Origin of the sequence: Actinoallomurus sp. CA-150999 (genome assembly GCF_050942425.1) — a bacterium.
In the GTDB taxonomy this organism is placed as follows: domain Bacteria; phylum Actinomycetota; class Actinomycetes; order Streptosporangiales; family Streptosporangiaceae; genus Actinoallomurus.
Genome location: NZ_CP192063.1, coordinates 1,547,290 through 1,565,047, shown reverse-complemented (window position 1 = coordinate 1,565,047; position 17,758 = coordinate 1,547,290). Strand labels below are relative to the sequence as shown.

The 17,758-nt window shown below is 70.6% G+C and carries 17 protein-coding genes; 5 read left to right on the top strand and 12 right to left on the bottom strand.

Features of this window, described 5'->3' with window-relative positions; genetic code table 11:
- Positions 1–11 precede the first annotated feature (11 nt).
- The 8 genes from ACQP2O_RS07435 to ACQP2O_RS07400 form a co-directional block, all read right to left on the bottom strand.
- Entirely contained in the window at positions 12–476 is a 465-nt protein-coding gene (locus tag ACQP2O_RS07435; RefSeq protein WP_433181132.1) for a lytic transglycosylase domain-containing protein, read from the bottom strand.
- A 303-nt stretch (positions 477–779) separates the two neighbouring features.
- A complete protein-coding gene (locus ACQP2O_RS07430) occupies positions 780–1,268 on the bottom strand; it encodes a transglycosylase SLT domain-containing protein (RefSeq protein WP_433181130.1) in 489 nt (162 codons plus the stop codon).
- Between the two features lie 257 nt (positions 1,269–1,525).
- On the bottom strand, positions 1,526–2,329 hold the full coding sequence (locus ACQP2O_RS07425) for a lytic transglycosylase domain-containing protein (RefSeq protein ID WP_433181128.1): 804 nt from the start codon (positions 2,327–2,329) through the stop codon (positions 1,526–1,528).
- 607 nt (positions 2,330–2,936) lie between these two features.
- Complete coding sequence (locus ACQP2O_RS07420) at positions 2,937–4,244, bottom strand: PhoH family protein (protein ID WP_433181126.1); 1,308 nt, start codon at positions 4,242–4,244, stop codon at positions 2,937–2,939.
- A gap of 162 nt (positions 4,245–4,406) precedes the next feature.
- Positions 4,407–5,168 carry an isoprenyl transferase gene (locus ACQP2O_RS07415; protein ID WP_433181124.1) on the bottom strand — a complete coding sequence of 254 codons (762 nt, stop codon included), beginning with the start codon at positions 5,166–5,168 and terminating at the stop codon, positions 4,407–4,409.
- 33 nt (positions 5,169–5,201) lie between these two features.
- Positions 5,202–5,825: a hypothetical protein gene (locus tag ACQP2O_RS07410; RefSeq protein WP_433181123.1), complete on the bottom strand. Its 624-nt coding sequence runs from the start codon at positions 5,823–5,825 to the stop codon at positions 5,202–5,204.
- A 183-nt stretch (positions 5,826–6,008) separates the two neighbouring features.
- Positions 6,009–7,544, bottom strand: a complete 1,536-nt coding sequence (locus ACQP2O_RS07405; protein ID WP_433181121.1) for a phosphoenolpyruvate carboxykinase — start codon at positions 7,542–7,544, stop codon at positions 6,009–6,011.
- A gap of 351 nt (positions 7,545–7,895) precedes the next feature.
- On the bottom strand, positions 7,896–8,420 hold the full coding sequence (locus ACQP2O_RS07400) for a hypothetical protein (protein ID WP_433181119.1): 525 nt from the start codon (positions 8,418–8,420) through the stop codon (positions 7,896–7,898).
- A 114-nt stretch (positions 8,421–8,534) separates the two neighbouring features.
- On the opposite strand from ACQP2O_RS07400, the gene ACQP2O_RS07395 reads away from it, so the two are divergent.
- The gene (locus ACQP2O_RS07395; protein ID WP_433181118.1) at positions 8,535–10,064 is read left to right on the top strand and encodes a DHA2 family efflux MFS transporter permease subunit; all 1,530 of its coding nucleotides are present in this window, start codon (positions 8,535–8,537) and stop codon (positions 10,062–10,064) included.
- The gene (locus ACQP2O_RS07390; RefSeq protein WP_433181116.1) at positions 10,045–10,662 is read left to right on the top strand and encodes a TetR family transcriptional regulator; all 618 of its coding nucleotides are present in this window, start codon (positions 10,045–10,047) and stop codon (positions 10,660–10,662) included. The genes ACQP2O_RS07395 and ACQP2O_RS07390 overlap by 20 nt, the downstream gene beginning before the upstream one ends.
- 37 nt (positions 10,663–10,699) lie before the next feature.
- Here the strand turns inward: ACQP2O_RS07390 and ACQP2O_RS07385 are convergent, their stop codons facing one another.
- A complete protein-coding gene (locus ACQP2O_RS07385) occupies positions 10,700–11,851 on the bottom strand; it encodes a C40 family peptidase (protein WP_433181114.1) in 1,152 nt (383 codons plus the stop codon).
- A gap of 258 nt (positions 11,852–12,109) precedes the next feature.
- Positions 12,110–14,095, bottom strand: a complete 1,986-nt coding sequence (locus ACQP2O_RS07380) for a thioredoxin domain-containing protein (protein WP_433181112.1) — start codon at positions 14,093–14,095, stop codon at positions 12,110–12,112.
- 241 nt (positions 14,096–14,336) lie between these two features.
- Here ACQP2O_RS07380 and ACQP2O_RS07375 point away from each other — a divergent pair, with 241 nt between their 5' ends.
- Positions 14,337–14,714, top strand: a complete 378-nt coding sequence (locus ACQP2O_RS07375) for a hypothetical protein (RefSeq protein WP_433181110.1) — start codon at positions 14,337–14,339, stop codon at positions 14,712–14,714.
- A gap of 97 nt (positions 14,715–14,811) precedes the next feature.
- Here the strand turns inward: ACQP2O_RS07375 and ACQP2O_RS07370 are convergent, their stop codons facing one another.
- Both ACQP2O_RS07370 and ACQP2O_RS07365 read right to left on the bottom strand, forming a co-directional pair.
- Positions 14,812–15,510: a class I SAM-dependent methyltransferase gene (locus ACQP2O_RS07370; RefSeq protein WP_433181109.1), complete on the bottom strand. Its 699-nt coding sequence runs from the start codon at positions 15,508–15,510 to the stop codon at positions 14,812–14,814.
- Between the two features lie 321 nt (positions 15,511–15,831).
- Positions 15,832–16,620, bottom strand: coding sequence for an MBL fold metallo-hydrolase (locus ACQP2O_RS07365; RefSeq protein ID WP_433181108.1), 789 nt, complete (start codon positions 16,618–16,620; stop codon positions 15,832–15,834).
- A gap of 75 nt (positions 16,621–16,695) precedes the next feature.
- Here ACQP2O_RS07365 and ACQP2O_RS07360 point away from each other — a divergent pair, with 75 nt between their 5' ends.
- Both ACQP2O_RS07360 and ACQP2O_RS07355 read left to right on the top strand, forming a co-directional pair.
- Positions 16,696–16,980 carry a hypothetical protein gene (locus tag ACQP2O_RS07360; protein WP_433181106.1) on the top strand — a complete coding sequence of 95 codons (285 nt, stop codon included), beginning with the start codon at positions 16,696–16,698 and terminating at the stop codon, positions 16,978–16,980.
- Between the two features lie 94 nt (positions 16,981–17,074).
- A complete protein-coding gene (locus tag ACQP2O_RS07355) occupies positions 17,075–17,617 on the top strand; it encodes a hypothetical protein (protein ID WP_433181104.1) in 543 nt (180 codons plus the stop codon).
- The last annotated feature ends 141 nt before the right edge of the window (positions 17,618–17,758 follow it).

The following is a 17,758-nucleotide window of genomic DNA, read 5'->3' as shown; positions in this document are numbered from 1 at the left end:
GGACGCCTGGATCAGTACCAGCCGGCGGAGCCCGAGTGGCCCAATGCCGCGCAGGGATTTCCGTACCGGCTCTGGATGTAGCCGAGGCCCCACTTGATCTGGGTGGCCGCGCTGGTCTTCCAGTCCGCCCCGGCGGTGCGCATCTTCGCCGCCGGGAGGGCCTGCGGGATGCCGTACGCGCCCGACCACGGGTTGCGGGCGCGGTGGTTCCAGCTGCTCTCGTGCATCCACAGCCGGTCCAGGCACTGGTACTGCCGGTACGACCAGCCGTGTTCGACGAGGAACGGCAGGGCGAGGATCCTGTTGCGCTCGGTGATGGTCAGCTCCGGCGGCCGGGGCGGCACCATCGCGGGCCACGCGTGGGCGGTCACGGCGCTGCGGGCGGGTGACTCCCCCGCCAGGCCGGTGATGAGGGCGGCGGCGCTGCCGAGCGCGGCCACGCTACTCCGGGAGAGTCCCGTCAGTTTGAGATCCAAGTCGGCTCTTCCGTCAGCCGGAGCGCCGGTCGCGCTCCGCGCAGGCCTTCACTCCGCCGTTCGGCTGCCTGAGGGCGACCGGGCCGTCGGACGGCGGCCCCCTCAGGGGCCGCCGTACGCGAGGTCTCGCGCTTCGGAGTGACGGTGACGGTCCGTCATCGGCGATGAACGGTCTGTCACCACGCCATGACACGTTCCGTGCCGCGCGCGGTTCGACACCGCTCCCGGCCGCGTTTGTGCCGTTGTTTTACCGACTTCTTGCCGCCGATCAAGAGTGTCGGGGTGAATCGGCGGCCTTTGGCCTCAGTAGTAGCCGTGGTGGCGCGAATACGACCAGGCGCCGCACGTCGTCTTGTAGCGGCCCTTGATGTACTTCAGACCCCATTTGATCTGGGTCGCCGGGTTCGTCTGCCAGTCCTTGCCGACGGTGCGCATCTTCTTTCCGGGCAGTGCCTGCGGGATGCCGTAGGCACCCGACCAGGGGTTGTGCGCCCGGTGGTTCCAGTTGCTCTCGCGGTCCCACAGCTTGGCGAGGCATTTGAACTGCGCGGCGTACCAGAGGGAGGAGCGGCGAGGCCAGCGCTTCTTCAGGAGCGGCTTGGCGATGCGCTGATTCCGCTGCTTGCGGCTCAGCTTCTTCTGCGCGCTGACGGCGACGACGCGTTCGGCCGCCGTGGTCGGCGACGCGGCCTGGACCGGTGCCTCGGCGGCGAGGCCGATGGTGAGGCACATGCCGAGTGCGAGTGCTCCGGCCTTGACCGCGGAGAGCCCACGTGGGCGCTTGGGGAACAATAAGGACCTTTCATCGGCCGGCGCGCCGGTCGCGCGACGAGCGGTGTCCGCCTCGGCCGGAGCTGCCTTCGTGGAGCGAGGGTGAAGGCGACCGGGCGACCGGGCGGCGTCCCGGTGGGACGCCGTGTCCGGCCGTGGGGAACGGCCGGGCATCCGGGGCGGTGCGGCGGTGATCCGCCGCGTTCGGCTCCCGCAGGGTGTCTCACGACCCACGGGAAGGCCCGGCGGCCGGTGGCCGCCGGGCCGGAGAGGGTCTGTCAGTACCAGCCGGTGGACTGGGAGTGGCCCCAGGCGCCGCAGGGCGTGCTGTAACGGCTCTTGATGTAGCCGAGGCCCCACTTGATCTGGGTGGTGGCGTTGTTCTGCCAGTCGGACCCGGCGCTGGCCATCTTCGAGCCGGGAAGCGCCTGCGGGATGCCGTACGCGCCCGAGGGGTTCGCCGCGTGGGTGTTCCAGCCGCTCTCGCGGTTCCACAGGTTGACCAGGCAGCCGAACTGCGAGCTCGGGCTCCAGCCGAAGCTCGACAGCATCGACCGGGCGATCTTCTGGGCCTCGCCGGCCGGAACCGGGTCGCCGGCGCCTCCGCCTCCGCCTCCGCCGCCCGAGCCCGGGTCGGTGGTCGGCGTCTTGGTCGGGATCGGCTCGCCCTTCGCCAGCAGCTTCGGCCGGTCGTTCTCGTCGCGGGCGGCGCGAAGGGCGCGCTGCTTCAGCACCTTTTGGCGCTGGCTCTCGATGTTCTTGCGCTGCGCGTCCGTGAGCGGAGCCGGCTGCTGCGCCTGGGTCTGCACCGAAGTGGACGGGTCGGCGGCCTTAGCGGTGGGCTTGGAACCACCGCCGCCGGTGAGGGCGAACGCGGCGGTGCCACCGCCGACGACGACGGCCGCGGCCGCGGCGATCGCGCCGATCTTGAGGAGCTTGTTCGAGGAGCGGGAGTTGCGGCGCATCGACTCGAACTCGTCGTCTCCGGAGCCAGAGGGGGTCGGCGGCGGACCGCCGGGAGGGGGAGCGCCGAAGTCGTGGCGGGTGGCCTCGAATTCGTCCTCACGGGCGGTTTCGGCCATCCCGGGGACGGGCATGGCGGAAGTGGCACCCGAAAGATCAGGCCGCTCAGGCTCCGGCGCGATGGGAGTACCCGCCACCTTCACGTCCTCGGACGAGGGCTGGTTCTGGGGGAAACGAGCGTCGTCCCACGGCCCGTGAGGCTCCGTGCCGTCTTGTCGATCGTCTCGCCCAGGGGACCCGAAACGGTCTCCGTACAAGGCGGTCCTTCCGACGGTCGCACGCGCATGGGCACGCGTACGAATGCCTTCACCCCGGTGCCGTCGTCGTGCTCACGGCACCCTGGGCGGGACAGCCTCTCCCGGAACATGGCGTACGGGGGGTCACGCCGGGGACCGGGGGGTGTCCCGCAGGAGTGCTTACGGCGGACAACACTGCATTAAGACGGGGGGTACTCCGCAACCGGAACAGCGTGACCGATCTCACGACTAATCGCGTCACACTGGGCACAGACCCCCGAATGTGCACTCCTAGCAGGGTTTTCCGAAGTGCCACTATCGTTATGTGATGTTGGTCACACCATGACAGTGGTCATTCAAGTGACTCCGGCACGTGACGAAAAAGGGCTCCCCCGATCGGATCGAGGGAGCCCCGTACGCCGTACGCGGATCAGACGCCGACGTCGCCGAGCGTCTCGGTGACGAGAGCGGCGATCGGCGAGCGCTCGGACCGGGTGAGGGTCACGTGCGCGAACAGCGGGTGGCCCTTGAGCTTCTCGACCACCGCGACGACGCCGTCGTGCCGGCCGACCCGCAGGTTGTCCCGCTGGGCGATGTCATGGGTGAGCACCACGCGCGAGCCCGTGCCGATGCGCGAGAGCACGGTGAGCAGCACGCCGCGTTCGAGGGACTGCGCCTCGTCGACGATCACGAAGGAGTCGTGCAGCGAGCGGCCGCGGATGTGGGTCAGCGGAAGCACCTCGAGCATGCCCCGGTCGAGGACCTCCTCGACGACCTCCGGCGTCGTCATCGCGGACAGGGTGTCGTACACCGCCTGCCCCCACGGCGACATCTTCTCGTTCTCCGTGCCGGGGAGGTAGCCGAGCTCCTGCCCGCCGACGGCGTACAGCGGCCGGAACACCACGACCTTGCGGTGGCTGCGGCGCTCGAGGACGGCCTCCAGGCCCGCGCACAGCGCCAGCGCGGACTTGCCGGTGCCGGCCCGCCCGCCGAGCGAGATGATGCCGATCTCCTCGTCCGTCAGCAGGTCCAGTGCCACCCGCTGCTCCGCCGACCGTCCGCGCAGGCCGAAGACCTCCCGGTCGCCCCGGACGAGGTGCACCGACTTGTCGGGCATCACCCGCCCGAGCGCGGAGCCGCCCGCCGAGATCAGCCGGAGACCCGTGTGGCACAGCAGCTCCCGCGCCTCCTCCAGGTCGAGCCGGCCGTTGTCGTACAGATCCTCCAGCTGCTCGGAGCCGATCTCGAGCTCCGCCATGCCCGTGTGGCCGGTCTCGACCACCGACTCGGCGCGGTACTCCTCCGCCGCGAGGCCGACCGACGCCGCCTTGACCCGCAGCGGCAGGTCCTTGGACACGAGCACGACGTCGTGGCCCTCGTGGGACAGCGACAGCGCCACCGAGAGGATCCGCGTGTCGTTGTCCCCGAGCCGGAATCCGGCCGGCAGGACGGACGGGTCCGAGTGGTTGAGCTCGACTCGGACCGTTCCACCCTGATCACCGACGGGGAGCGGCTCGTCCAAGCGGCCGTGGGCGACCCGCAGGTCGTCCAGGGTGCGCAGGGCGTTCCGCGCGAAGTAGCCGAGCTCCGGGTGGTGGCGCTTGGCCTCGAGTTCGGTGATCACGACGATCGGGAGTACGACCTCGTGCTCGGCGAACCGGGTCAGCGCACCCGGGTCCGCGAGCAGAACGCTGGTGTCGAGGACGTACGTGCGCCGGGTGGCGGAAGGTGTGGCCACTCGTTCTCCTTCGGGCACCAACCCAGGCGAGTCGCCCGGGAGAGCGCCCTTTCCTCGGGGGGACCTGGTACGACGCTAGGCCGATGGAACCGCCCGAGAACAGATGCGCACCGATTCCTAACAGGGCCGTAACCGGCCTGTCGGGGACGCGTAACAGACGGTTCAGGAGCCGTAGCGCCGATGCCGCGCGGCGTAGGCACGAATCGCCCGCAGGAAGTCGACCTTGCGGAAGTCAGGCCAGAAGGCCTCGCAGAAGTAGAACTCCGAGTGGGCGCTCTGCCAGAGCATGAAGCCGGACAGGCGTTGCTCTCCCGACGTACGGATGACGAGGTCCGGGTCGGGTTGGCCGCGGGTGTACAGATGCTCCGCGATGTGCTCGACATCGAGGATCTCGGCCAGTTCCTCGATGCTGGTGCCCCTGCTGGCGTGCTCGTGCAGGAGTGAGCGCACCGCATCAGCGATCTCACGTCTACCTCCATACCCAACCGCGACGTTCACAATCAGACCAGGAGCGTCAGATGTGCTTTCGGCGGCCTGCTTCAGCACACGTGCGGTTTTGTCGGGCAGGAGGTCGAGCGCGCCAACAGGCTGGACGCGCCAGCCCTGGCCGGCCAGTCCCTCCACGGTGTTCTCGATGATCCCCAACAGCGGATCCAGCTCCTCCGCCGGGCGGGAGAGGTTGTCCGTCGACAGCAGCCACAGGGTGACCACCTGGACGCCCGTCTCCTGCGACCACTGGACCAGTTCGGAGATCTTGTCGGCGCCCCGCTGGTGGCCTCTGGCGACGTCGTTGAGGCCCATCGACCGCGCCCACCGGCGGTTGCCGTCGAGGATCACGCCGATGTGCCGCGGTGTGGTGTCGGGGCTGAGCCTCGTCTCGAGCCGTCGCTCGTAAAGCTTGTAGACCAGGTCTCGCAAGCCCATATGCCGCACCTTCTTCATCGACGCCAGGGGGGATCAGCAGTCAATTATCGCCCCGGAGGGCGCATGCCGGGCGCGTACCGGTGAACTCGCGAAGACGTCTCGGTAATCGGCGCCCACCCGGCGCGCCTCGTACACCAGGACCGCCAGGAAGTCGGCGAGTTCCTCGGAGGTCAGGACGGCGCGCACGCCGTGGCCGTCCGAACCCCAGGCCTCCACGACGGCCCTGCGGGACCGCCGCCACTCTCCGCCGCGGTCCCCCGGGCCGGACAGCCAGGTGCAGGACGTGCGGAGCGTGCAGCGGAGCTCGCCCGCGCCGGCCGTGTCCGTGCGTTCCCGGCGCCGGAACGCGAAGAGCTCGGGTTCGCGGGAGACGAGCCGGTCCCGTCCCGGCGTGCCCGAGTCCGCGGGGACCGGATCGGGGAAGCGGTCGTCCTCGTCGGGCCAGGAGCGGGCCTCCGGCGAGCCGTCGACGCGCGCGGCGGTCACCCGGCGGGCGAGCGTGGCCAGGAAGTACCCGCAGCGCTCGCCCACCGCGCCGAACGACCGCCCGTCGCGCCGGAGTTCGAGCGTCACCTCGTACGGGGTGCCGCCCCGGTCCCGGGCCGGGACCATGATCACCTCGAGCTGTGATCCGTCGACGCAGCGTAGTTCTGCCACATGGGTAAGCGTAGATTGCTGTTTTGGAGCAAATCGAGAGCTCGCGGGATACTTGACCGGACGTTCAATCTGACTTCGCGCCATCGGCGGTTGTGAAACGTCGGAGGCGGGTGCACTGCGGCCGACCGTGAAACGCCCCGGCGGCGGCGCTCCGCCACCGGGGCCACCCATCCCCGGGATTGGTCAGCCGATCGATTTGACGATCGCCTCGTCCAGGCCGGCGAAGGACGAAAGGTATTCCCGCCGCTCCGCTTTCAAACGCTCGACCATGGCGTCGTACTCCTCCATCCGGCCCTGCCGCTCGTACAGCCGCCGGGGCTGGAGGATCTCGAGGTCGTCGACGCCCGGCAGGGACGACGCGATCTCGTACCCGAAGTCGGGGTCGTCCTCCCACTCGATCGTGTCCTGCACGATGGCCTGCACGATCGCCGACGAGTGCGGGATCGTCACCTTCTTGGCGCGGTCGTCGCCCTCACCGCCGCCGACGCGGCCGGTGTTGAGCACGAACACCTTCAGCTCGTGGCTGTCGAGCAGCTCGAGCATCCGGTTGCCCATGTCGGCCATGTCGCGGGGGAAGAACGGGTTGGTGCCGGGCACCCGCAGGAACCTGCCCTCCTCGTCCTTGCCGCCGGCGCTCGTGCCGGTCGTCTCGCCGAGCATGAAGTACGCGGCCGCCTGCGCGCGGTCGAGCCGGGCCACGCCCGGGACGATGTTCTCGTTGCGGTTGAGGATCAGCAGGAACTCGGCGGGCTCCACCTGGTCGGCCGGCCACGGGTCGACGTACTTGAACGGCCAGGTGGTCCGCCCGTTCTTGGTGTAGGAGGTGTCGAAGAAGTCGACCTTGCCGCCGGCGTCGACCGAGACGTTCTCAAGATAGGCGTCGGGCTTCACCGTGGCGTTGTAGATCGTCGGCTCGAATTTCGGGTCCAGGCCGAATGTCTTGGCGAAACAGCCGTTCTCGGTGGTGTAGACACGACCTTCCGGCATCAAGGCGAGGAAGTCGTCCTGGACCGGCTTACTGCCGAGCTGGGTGGTGAAAGTCGTCGTCGTCTTGCCCGTGCCGGACAGGCCGACGATGAGGACCGTCTTGTTGTCACCGCCCACCGGGATCACTTTGCAGCCCGCGTGCAGAGAAAGACCGCCGCGCTCATAAACGATGTTGTTCCACATCCGCAGGCCGCCCTTCTTGGACTCCCCGAAGTAGTCCGAATTGAAGACCCGCGTGATGTTCGCATTGAGGTCGACCGCGATGAGCCGGTCGTTGGGATAGCCCTCCATCGGGAGGTTCGGGGTGTACACGACGGTCGTGTCGGGGTCCCAGGTCGCCGGGTCGTAGTCCTCCCCGGCCGGGTAGTAGAGCTGCTTCTGCATCCCGGCGATGTTGGCGTTCGCGGCGTCGATGACCAGCCGCGCCTTCGTGCGGAAGGCGAGGTCGCTGCCGATGTACCCGTCCACCACGACCACGTCCTGCCCTGCGAGGTGGGCGTCCTGGGCGGCCGCGACGCGGTCGTACTCGTCGCGAGTGATCGTCTGCTTGGTGGTGTTGGTGGAGTCCTCGACGATGTAGGTGGACTTGGCGCTCCGGCTGTCCACCCGCGCCTTCACCACCACGTTGCCGAACTCGGTCAGCCGGGAGTTGGGCATCTTCTCGGTGAGTTCACGCAGTCGGGCCGCGGTCGGATTCCACTCGACGGACCTGGCCTTGACCTCGTACGCCACGATCGCTCCTTCGCACGGGGACACCCGATGGGTTGTTGGTCGGGATTTCGTGAGTGTACCCACGTACGGCATTTTGAACATCCCCCCGTCAAGCACTTGTCAGCGGAGGGAAGGTCGTTTATGGCGAATTGGTATAGACCTTTGGATTAGACCACTGGATTAGACCTTTGGTCTGGACCGAACAGCATCTCTTGATCGGCCTTCTCGACAATTCCTCGTTGTTTCACGCGTGTTTCGGACTTTCTCGAATGCGGAGGCCGTTGGGCGCGCCTCGACAGTCTCAGGCAGAGGCGCGCACGCGCCGCCGGCGCCCCGCGCCCGCCCGGCGTCAGGCCTGGGACCGGCGCCCCGTCAGACCTGAGGGCCGGCGGCCCTCGCCCGCTCTACATGCAACAGCGCGTCACGCAACTCGGCCAGCCACTCGTCGGCGTTCTTCCCGACGAGACGGACGCACCAGGCGAGCGCGTCGCTACGGCTGCGCGCCACCCCGGCGTCGACCAGCGTGTCGAGGACGCGGCGCTCGGACTGGCGGAGGCGGGTCATCACCGGCACGGACAGCGTGGTGAACATGACCTTCTCGTCGCCGCACTCCACACCCCAGGAGACCTTGCGGGCGAAGCGGTGCTCGGCCTCGCGCGCGATGTCGATCCGCTGATCACGAGTCTCCTCGCGGAAGCGCTGGATCTGCCCGGCGACGGCCTCCGCCCGCTCGGCGTCGGACGCACCCTCGGCGAGCTCCGGCTCGGTGAGCCGGCCGATGACGCTGATCTCCTCCCGGTCGAGGACGACGCGGGGCGGGCCGTCGAACCAATCCTCGGGCAGCCGGCCGGAGAACCACCCGCGGAGCTTCTCTTCCGCAGCTTCTGTCGTAGTCATGTAATCATGATTACACGGTATCGAGGCCGCGCCAAGGGGCACGACGGGTTGACAACAACTCGCTTTTGACAGTTACTCTCTTTTCATAGGAAGAATCATTGAGGAGAAGCTGTCATGACCTCTCTCGGATCCCGGCGGTGGTGGGTGCTCGGCGCGCTCGTCGTCATCCTCCTCGCCGTCAGCCTCGACCTGACCGCGCTCAACATCGCCCTCCCGACCCTCTCCGTCCAGCTGCACGCCGGCACCAGCGCGCTCCAGTGGATCGTCGCGTCGTACACCCTCGTCTCCGCGACCCTCCTCATCCCGGCCGGCCTGATCGGCGACCGGTACGGCCGCAAGAAGACGCTGCTCGCCGGTCTGGCGCTGTTCCTGGCCGGCTCGGTGCTCGCCACGCTCGTCTCCAGCCCCGCCGGCCTGATCACCGCCCGTACGCTCATGGGCGTCGGTTCGGCGGCCATCACGCCGCTGGCCATGTCGGTGCTGCTCGTCGTCTTCCCGCCCGATGAGCGGCCGAAGGCGCTCGCCGCGTGGGCCGGCGCGTCGTTCCTGGGCCTGCCGCTCGGCCCGATCATCGGCGGCTACCTGCTCGACCACTTCTGGTGGGGATCGATCTTCTTCATCAACATCCCCGTCTCGGCGGTGGCCCTGGTGCTCGGTCTCGTCCTGATCCCCGAGTCCCGGTCCGCCACGGCGCCCCGGCCGGACTTCGCCGGCCTCCTGCTGTCGACCGGCGGCCTGGTCGCCCTCGTGTACGGCACGATCCAGGAGGAGGACTACGGCTGGTCGAGCCCTGGCGTGTGGGGCGTGATGACCGCCGGCGCCGTCGCCCTCGTGGTCTTCGTGGTGTGGACCCGGCGCGTCCGCCACCCGCTGATCGACCTGAGCCTCTTCGCCGACCGGAGCTTCACCGGGGGCGTCGTTCCGGCCACGCTGATGACCTTCGCCATGTTCGGCGTGCTCTTCGTCGCCCCGCAGTACTTCCAGTCCGTCCTCGGGACGGACCCACTGGGATCCGGGGTCCGGCTCCTGCCCCTCATCGGCGGTCTGCTGGCGACCTCCCGGCTGAGCGCGCTGCTCGTCAAGCGGCTCGGCCCCCGCGTCACCATCGCCGCCGGCGGGCTGTTGATAGCCGCCGCGATGGTCGCCGGCGCCACCACCACCGCCGGATCGGGGTACGGCCTGGCCGCCGCCTGGCTGACCGTCGCGGGCCTCGGCATGGGCCTGATGCTGCCCGCCTCGATGACGGCGGCGATGAGCGCGCTGTCGGCCGAACAGGCGGGCGTCGGATCCGCCGTGCTCATGACCGTCCGGCTCGTCGGAGGGGCGTTCGGAGCCGCCGTCCTGGGCAGCCTGCTGTCCGGCGGCTACCGCGGGCACGTGGACGTGGCCGGGCTGCCGCCCGCGGCCGCCGATGCGGCGCGGGCCGGGGTCGGCGGCGGGCTCGCGGTGGCCGGGCGCCTGCACGACCCGCACCTGCTCCACTCCGCGCGGGCGGCGTTCACGCACGGCATGGACCTCACCCTTCTGGCGGGAACGGGGATCATGGTGGCCGCGGCGGTCCTCGCCGTCATCCTCCTGCCGCGCCGAGGTGCCACCGCCCCCCTGAGTAACGGACAATCGACACATGAGTACGTCTCCGCTTGAACGGTCGCTCGAACAACGCCTCGGCCTGCGCGAACGGAAGAAGCTGAAGACCCGGCGTTCCATCCAGGAGCACGCGCTCCGGCTCTTTCAGGAACAGGGGTACGACGCGACGACCGTCGAGCAGATCGCCGAGGCGGCGGAGGTCTCACCGAGCACGTTCTTCCGGTACTTCCCCACGAAGGAGGACACGGTGCTCACGGACGAGTACGACGAGTTGATCGTCGACGCCATCCGCGCGCTGCCGCCGGAGCTGCCCCCCGTGGAGGCGCTGCGCAACGTCATGCGCGCGATGGTCGACGAGATGGTGGCGACCGACCGGCAGCGGATGCTCGGCCGCACGCGGCTGATGCTGTCCGTCCCGGCTCTGCGGTCCCGGCAGTGGGACCAGACGAAGGTCAGCCAGCACGCGATCCTCGAGGTGCTCGCCGAGCGGCTCGGCCGGCCGACAAGCGACTTCGAGCTTCAGGCGTTCGTCGCGGCCGTCATCGCCGTCTGGGAGACGGCCATACTCGGCTGGGTGGAGGCCGACGGCAAGACCGACATCGTCGAGCTGCTCGACCGCGGCGTCGACTTCCTCATCGCGGGCTGCCCCCTGTGACACGCCGTGCGCCGCTCACGCGGCGTGCGGCGGGGTGTCACTTGGTGGCGGCGAGCTGGGGGTTGACGCGGATGGCGCCCCAGAAGTTGTTCAGGTAGACGTCCTGAATCTGGATCAGGGTGCCGGTGTGCCGCGCGACGACCATCTTGTTGTTGCCGAGGTAGATCGCGATATGCGAGACGCCGTTGAAGGTCGGGTCGTTCTTCCACGTCAGCAGGTCGCCCGGCTGGGCCTGGTTGTACGGCAGCCGCCAGCCGGTGAACGCCTGGATGTCGGCCGTGCGCGGCATCTTGATGCCGGCCTGGGCGAAGGCGTACTGCACGAGGCCGGAGCAGTCGTAGCCGCCTTCGCGGTCCGATTCGCCACCCCAGACGTACGGCATGCCGATCTTGGACTCGGCGGCCCGGATGACGGTGCTGACCTGCGTGGCGGTCAGCACGCGGCCGGGAGCGCCGCCGACGCCGCCGCCGGGCACGGTCGGGCCGTCGAACCGCGACTCGAGCGTGGCCATCTTGGTGCCCTTGGGCAGGAGCTTGGCCAGCTGCTTGCGGAGCTTGACGAGGTCCGCGCGAGGAGCGCTGACGAGCAGCGCGTTGCCGGACGGCATGCCGATCGTCTGCGCGGTGTAGTGCGACACCACCGCGTCGACCTGGTCGATGCCCATCGTGGCGTAGGCGCCGACGCGCACGGACGTCTGGTGGCTCTGGCCGCCGATCTGCGTCTGGGAGGCCAGCGGGATGCCGCCGTCCTGGCCCATCGTGAAGGAGATCGCGACGTCGCCGCCCGCGATGTTGTTCCACAGGGCGTCGGACTTGGCGCTCGCCTCGGGCGTGTAGGCACGGAACGTCGACGGCTCGACGCCCAGAACGCCCACGCGCTTGCCGCCCACGAGCGCACGCGCCGCGTCGACGACCTCCACGGCCTTGACGCCATTCGCCTGGCGGACCTTCTCGATGGCGTCCGCGGGAAGGGACTGCGGGGAGGCGATCAGGAGGTGCGGGGTGATGGTCTTCTGGAGCCCGGCCACCCGGTAACTCGTGCTGTCCGCCGCGGCGACATAGCGCCCCGCGGCGAGCTGCGCCACGGGTTTCAACGGCCCGGCCAGCACGATCGCGAAATCGGCGGCGATGGTGGTGGCCAGTGAAACACCCACGACCGTCGGCAGCATGCGGCGGCTCGCCCAGCGCACGGCGCCCTCCCTCGTCCCCAGTGCGTTGTACGACTATGACCTACGACCGCGATGGTCGTCCAGATGCCCACGCGCCTCGTCGGCCACTGTTGTCCGCCCGTTCGGCACGCCGTGCGGGCGCTCGTTCTGAGGTAACACTGCCGTAACCCAAAGATCAAGCCCGCATCGGAGCAATATTGACAGAGATTCCAATGAGTCCGGCCGCGAAATAGACGGAACACGACGTTATGGACCGGCCGGATCCACCCCCGGCCGTGATCAGCGCTTCGCGGCGGCCCGGATCTGCTCCTGCAGGGCGCCGACCTCCGTGACCGGAAGCCGGCACGTGAAGTCGCGGCAGACGTACGCGGCGGGCCTCCCGTCGACGGGCGTCCGGCCCTCCAGCAGCGGCACTCCGGTGCCGGCGGCAACGACCGCGGGCAGCGAGCCGAGCAGCGCCGCCCGGTGCAGCTCGCGCGTGCGCGGATCGTCCGCCGGGCCGACGATGGCGATCTCCAGCGGTCCGGCGACGACCGCCTCCGCCACGGCGAGCCCCCACCCGGCGAAGCGGGAGTGCTGCCGGGCGAGCGGCGTCACGGGACCGAGGGCCGCGAGGGCGGCCTCCCGGTGCCGGGCCGAGCCGGTGAGCGCGGCGTACGACAGCAGCGCACCCGCCGCCGCGAACCGGCCGGAAGGGGTGGCGTTGTCGGTGGGATCCTGCGGGCGCTTCCACAGGCGCTCGGCGTCATCGGCGGTGTCGTAGAAGCCGCCGTGCCCGTCGGCGAACCGCTCCAGGACGACGTCCAGGAGCTCTCCGGCGAACCGCGCGTGGGCCGCCTCGCCGGTCACGCCGTACAGCGCGATCAGCCCCTCGGCCAGGTCGGCGTAGTCCTCGAGGACGCCCGCGTTGGTCCCGGCCTCCCCCGCGCGCGAGGTGCGCAGCAGTCGCCTATCCCGCCAGTGCGTCTCCCGCAGCAGCCGGACCGCGTCCTCCGCCGCGGCGACGAGATCCGGCCGGTCGAAGTACGCGCCGCACTCCGCCAGCGCGGCGATCGCCAGGCCGTTCCAGGCGGCGACCACCTTGTCGTCGCGGCCCGGCGGGACCCGCCGGGACCGCACGTCCAGCAGCGCGGCCCGGATCCGCGCGTACCGCTCCTCGTCCTCGGGGTCCGCGCGCAGCTGCAGGACGGACGTGCCGTGCTCGAACGTGCCGGCGCCGGTCACCTGGAACAGCGCCGCCGCGTACGCCCCGTCGTCCTCGCCGAGGACCTCGGACAGTTCGCCGGGCGTCCAGACGTAGTACGCGCCCTCCTCGTGGCGGCCCTCGGCGTTCTCGCTGTCCGCGTCGAGGGCGCTGGCGAACCCGCCCTCCGGCGTACGCAGGTCCCGGAGCATCCAGTCGCACGTCTCCAGGGCGACGCGGCGGGCGAGCGGGCCACCGGACAGCCGCCACCAGTGCGCGTACACGCGCGCCAGCAGGGCGTTGTCGTACAGCATCTTCTCGAAGTGCGGCACGGCCCAGTGGGCGTCCACCGAGTAGCGGGCGAACCCTCCGCCGAGCTGGTCGTACATGCCGCCCCGCGCCATCGCCTCGAGCGTGCCCTCGGCCATCGCCAGGCCGTCGCCGCCCCGGGCGGCATGGCGGAGCATGAACTCCAGCACCATCGACGGCGGGAACTTCGGCGCCCCGCCGAACCCGCCATTCGCCCCGTCGTACGACCGCTCCAGGTCGCGTACGGCCGTGTCGAGCACCTCCGGCTCAGGGGCGCCCTCTCCCCCGATGGCGGCCTGGCCGGCGAGCGCGCCGACGACCTTCCGCCCCTGGGCGATCACGTCGTCGCGCTTGTCCCGCCAGGCCTGGTCGACCGCGCGCAGGAGCTGCTGGAAGTGCGGCCGGGGGAAGTAGGTGCCGCAGTAGAACGGCTCGCCGCCGGGCGTCATGAAGACGGTCATCGGCCAGCCGCCCTGACCCGTCATCGCCTGGGTGGCCTCCATGTAGACCGCGTCGACGTCGGGGCGCTCCTCGCGGTCCACCTTGACGCTGACGAACAGCTCGTTCATCAGCCGCGCCGTCTGCTCGTCCTCGAAGGACTCATGCGCCATCACGTGACACCAGTGGCAGGCGGAGTAGCCGACGCTCAGCAGGATGGGCACGTCCCTGCGCCGGGCCTCCTCGAACGCCTCGTCCCCCCACGGGAACCAGTGGACGGGATTGTCCGCGTGCTGCAGCAGGTACGGGCTCGTGGCGTCCTTCAGTCGATTCATCAATGGTCCCGCCGTCGATCGGTGCGTCCGGGTGTGGGCGCGCTCTCCACGGCGCGTCGCCCGTCGCGCGTTCAGTGCATCGTCCGTCCGCTCTTTCCGCGCGTCTCGCGCCTCGATGCGTCCCCTGCCCGGAGTGCGGGCCGTGAACCCACCGTATTGGTACGGCGTGGCGGGTTCACGGGCAGCGGGTCGTCAGAAGACTTAGTCTGTCGGCATAGTCCCGAACGTCGGAGGGCGCACAGTGGATCCGATATCGGTGTCGGCGCTCGTCACTCTCCTGTCGAAGATCTTCGACGGGACGACCGGCAAGGTCGGTGAGCAGCTCTGGGACAACCTGACCTCGGTCGTACGGCGCGCGTTCGGCCGCCGCAGCACGTCTGTCGAGGCCGCCAAACGCCTTGGAGAGCGCCCCGGCGACGCCGACTCGATCAGGTCCCTGGCCGAGGCCCTGGTCGCCGACTCGGCCCGCGACCCGCAGGGCGCGGTCCAGGTCCGCCACTGGGTGGCCCGGGCCGAGCGCGCGCTGGTCGACGCCGGGAGCATCAGCAACACCGTCACCGGCGACGTCCACGGCAATGTCGTCCAGGCTCGCGACATCCGCGGCGACATCACCTTCTAGAGCGTCGCGGCCGGCCGGTTCTAGAGCGTCGCAACCGGTTAGAGCGTCGCGACCGGCCGGGTCGCCGCGAAGAGCACCTTGCCTTCCGGTCGCGTGATCAGCGCCTGACGCAGGTGTAGGCCCCGTACACCGACCTGCTGAACTCCGTGTCGACGATCTCGAAGCCGGCCCGGGTGAGCATCGGCTCGAGCAGCCAGCGGAACGTGCTGTGCTCGGTCCGGATGTGCTCCGCGTAGTCCTCCCGGGTGTAACCCAGCGCCGGATCGTCGGCCGCGCCGTCGAGCCACCGGTCGAAGACCTCGTCCGCCTCCCCCGGGGCGAAGTCGTAGATCAGATCGCGCAGCAGGAGCACCCCGCCCGGCCGAAGCATCCGGGCGACACGGTCGAGCGCGACCGCCTTCCAGAAGTCGGGCAGCTGATGCAGGGCATGACGGGTGTACACCCCGTCGAGGAGCGGCCCTCGGTGCTCGTAGCTCAGGAACCCCGCCTGAACGCAGTCCAGGTTGCGCACCCCGGCCTCGGCGGCACGGTCCGTCAGGAACTCCACCATCGCCGGTGAGACGTCGACGGCGGTGACGTGGCCGAAGCGACGCGCGGCGGCGAGCGCGAACCGCCCCGTCCCGGCGCCGAGATCGGCGATGGTCGAGGTCCCGCCGAGTCCGTGAGCGGCGAATACCCCGAGATCGCCGGCGGGATCGGGATATCCCTGTTTCCGGTCGAACCCGGCCACGAAGCCGGCGTCGAGGTGTTCCGGGCCGGCGTGCGCCGTTTCGTCGAGCGTCCATGGCCTGTCCACGTGTGAATTCTGCGCCGGGAGGCCGCCGGCGTCATCCGGTTTTCCGGGCGCGCGGAGCCCGGGGGGTCCGGGAGTTCGGTCGGTATTACGGGCGCGCGGAGCCGGGGGCGGGATCCCGGAGCTCGGTCGGTTCCATGGACGCACCGAGCCGGGGGCGGGTCCGGGAGTTCGGTCCGTTTTTACGGGCGGGCGGAGGCGGGCGCGGGATCCCGGAGTTCGGTCCGTTTTACGGGCGCGCGGAGCCGAGCGCGTGATCCCGGAGTTCGGTCCGTTTTTACGGGCGGGCGGAGGCGGGCGCGGGATCCCGGAGTTGGGCCCGTTTTACGGGCGCGCCGAGCCGGGCGCGGGATCCCGGAGTTCGGTGAACGGCTCGGCGAAGTGCGCCGTGCCCAGGGTGCCGGAGCGTTCGCGGATCCGCGTCAGCAGCGCGGCACGGGTCGCCGCGGCGAGGTCGGCGTCCTCGTCGTGCGCGTAGCGGATGGACGGGTCGACCAGTTGGACCGGGTGCAGGACGACGTCGCCGCCGAGCACGAGCGGGCCGACCTCGACCGACTGGTGTCCCGGCGTGTGGCCGGGCGTGGGGACGAGAGTGATCCCCGAGGCCATCTCCACCAGGCCGTCGACGACCTGGAGCGAGTCACCCAACGGGCGTACGACCTGGTCCAGCACCGGCCCGCGGACCCAGTCGAGTTCGTCGCGCTGGAGGAGGTAGCGCGCGTCGGGGAAGGCGGGAACGCCGTCCACGACGGCTCCTCCGGCATGGTCGCTGTGCAGGTGGGTCAGCACGACGACGTCGACGTCCTCCGGGCGGAGCCCGGCCGCCGCGACCTCCGCCATCAGCCTGCCGGGCACGGGCGCCCACGTGGACGCCGGACCGTCGGTCCCGCCGATCCCGGTGTCGACCAGGATCGTCCGGTTCGCGGGGTCGCGCAGCAGGTAACAGTGGAAGTGCAGCACCCAGTCCGCGGCGTCCACCGCGGCCCAGTGCTCGGCCGTCGCTCCGGGGAAGGTCTCGTCGAGCGGTCTGCGCAGGGTGGGGCCCATGGGGCCGACCGCGTCGCACAGCGGGGTCACTTCGACGCCGGCGAATACCTTCGGCGGATGGGGCATCAGCGGGCTCCTGGGCGAGACGGAAGCGTCACCCACGCACGATAACGAGAAGGGCGGAGTACGACCGACGGCCAGGTGGGTTCGACGACACGGCACGGGCAGTGGAGGGTGGCGGCGTCGCGGGCGGAGGACTCGCAGCACACATTGGCCGGGCAGCGGGCAGCGGGCAGCGGGCAGCGGGCAGCGGGCAGCGGGCAGCGGGCAGCGGGCAGCGGGCAGCGGGCAGCGGGCAGCGGGCAGCGGGCAGCGGGCAGCGGGCAGCGGGCAGCGGGCAGCGGGCAGCGGGCAGCGGGCAGCGGGCAGCGGGCAGCGGGCAGCGGGCAGCGGGCAGCGGGCAGCGGGCAGCGGGCAGCGGGGTGATGGTCTCGCGGGCGTGGCCCGGGCGGGCGGCATTGGGCAATCTCTCAGCTACGCCGAAGGCGGGTTCCAGGAAGCTCGGCCATCATCGCGCCCCATGCGAACTCTCCACGGCGGAGCGCTGCTGGCGTCGGCGGCCACACTGTTGCTCTGCGCCGCCTGCGGATCCTCCGGCGGCAAGACGGCGGCTGCGGCCTCACCCTCCGGGTCGGCCGGGTCCGGCCGGAACGGCTTCGCGGCGTACGCCGCCTGCCTGCGCAGTCACGGGGTGAACATCCCGACGGCCCGTCCCAGCGCCCGGCCGTCCGGTCAGGCCGGGCAGCGCGGCGGTGGGTTCGGCGGCTTCGGCGAGGTGCCCCAGGCGGCGCGGGACGCGTGCCGGTCGGTCGCCCCGCAGGGGCAGCGCCAGGGGATGCAGCAGATCCAGGCGTTCCGCAGTTGCCTGGGCGATCACGGCGTGACGCTGCCGACCCCGACGCCCGGGGCCGTACGCTCGCCGGGCGCGGCCCGTACACCGGGGGCGCGGCGGGGCATGGGCTTCCTCGGCGGGCTCCAGACGTCCGACCCGAAGGTCGCCAAGGCGTTGAAGATCTGTCGTCCGCTGCTGCCGACCTTCTCCCCGCGGCCGTCGCCGAACTGAGCCCCCACAGGCGGAGACCGGTGCCCCAAGTCGGCACCGGCGGGGTCTGTGCCCTAAGCCGATGCGGGCGAGGGCCAGTGCCTCAAGACGGCACAGGTGGGGCCTGCACCCCAGCCGATGCAGGCGGGGGCCAGTGCCCCA

Excerpts from the sequence above, each read along its gene's own strand:
- ACQP2O_RS07425 (WP_433181128.1), bottom strand. The coding sequence starts at position 2,329 with ATGGCCGAAACCGCCCGTGAGGACGAATTCGAGGCCACCCGCCACGAC.
- ACQP2O_RS07415 (WP_433181124.1), bottom strand. The coding sequence starts at position 5,168 with ATGGGCTTGCGAGACCTGGTCTACAAGCTTTACGAGCGACGGCTCGAG.
- ACQP2O_RS07400 (WP_433181119.1), bottom strand. The coding sequence starts at position 8,420 with ATGACTACGACAGAAGCTGCGGAAGAGAAGCTCCGCGGGTGGTTCTCC.
- ACQP2O_RS07395 (WP_433181118.1), top strand. The coding sequence starts at position 8,535 with ATGACCTCTCTCGGATCCCGGCGGTGGTGGGTGCTCGGCGCGCTCGTC.
- ACQP2O_RS07390 (WP_433181116.1), top strand. The coding sequence starts at position 10,045 with ATGAGTACGTCTCCGCTTGAACGGTCGCTCGAACAACGCCTCGGCCTG.
- ACQP2O_RS07380 (WP_433181112.1), bottom strand. The coding sequence starts at position 14,095 with ATGAATCGACTGAAGGACGCCACGAGCCCGTACCTGCTGCAGCACGCG.
- ACQP2O_RS07365 (WP_433181108.1), bottom strand. The coding sequence starts at position 16,620 with ATGCCCCATCCGCCGAAGGTATTCGCCGGCGTCGAAGTGACCCCGCTG.
- ACQP2O_RS07355 (WP_433181104.1), top strand. The coding sequence starts at position 17,075 with ATGCGAACTCTCCACGGCGGAGCGCTGCTGGCGTCGGCGGCCACACTG.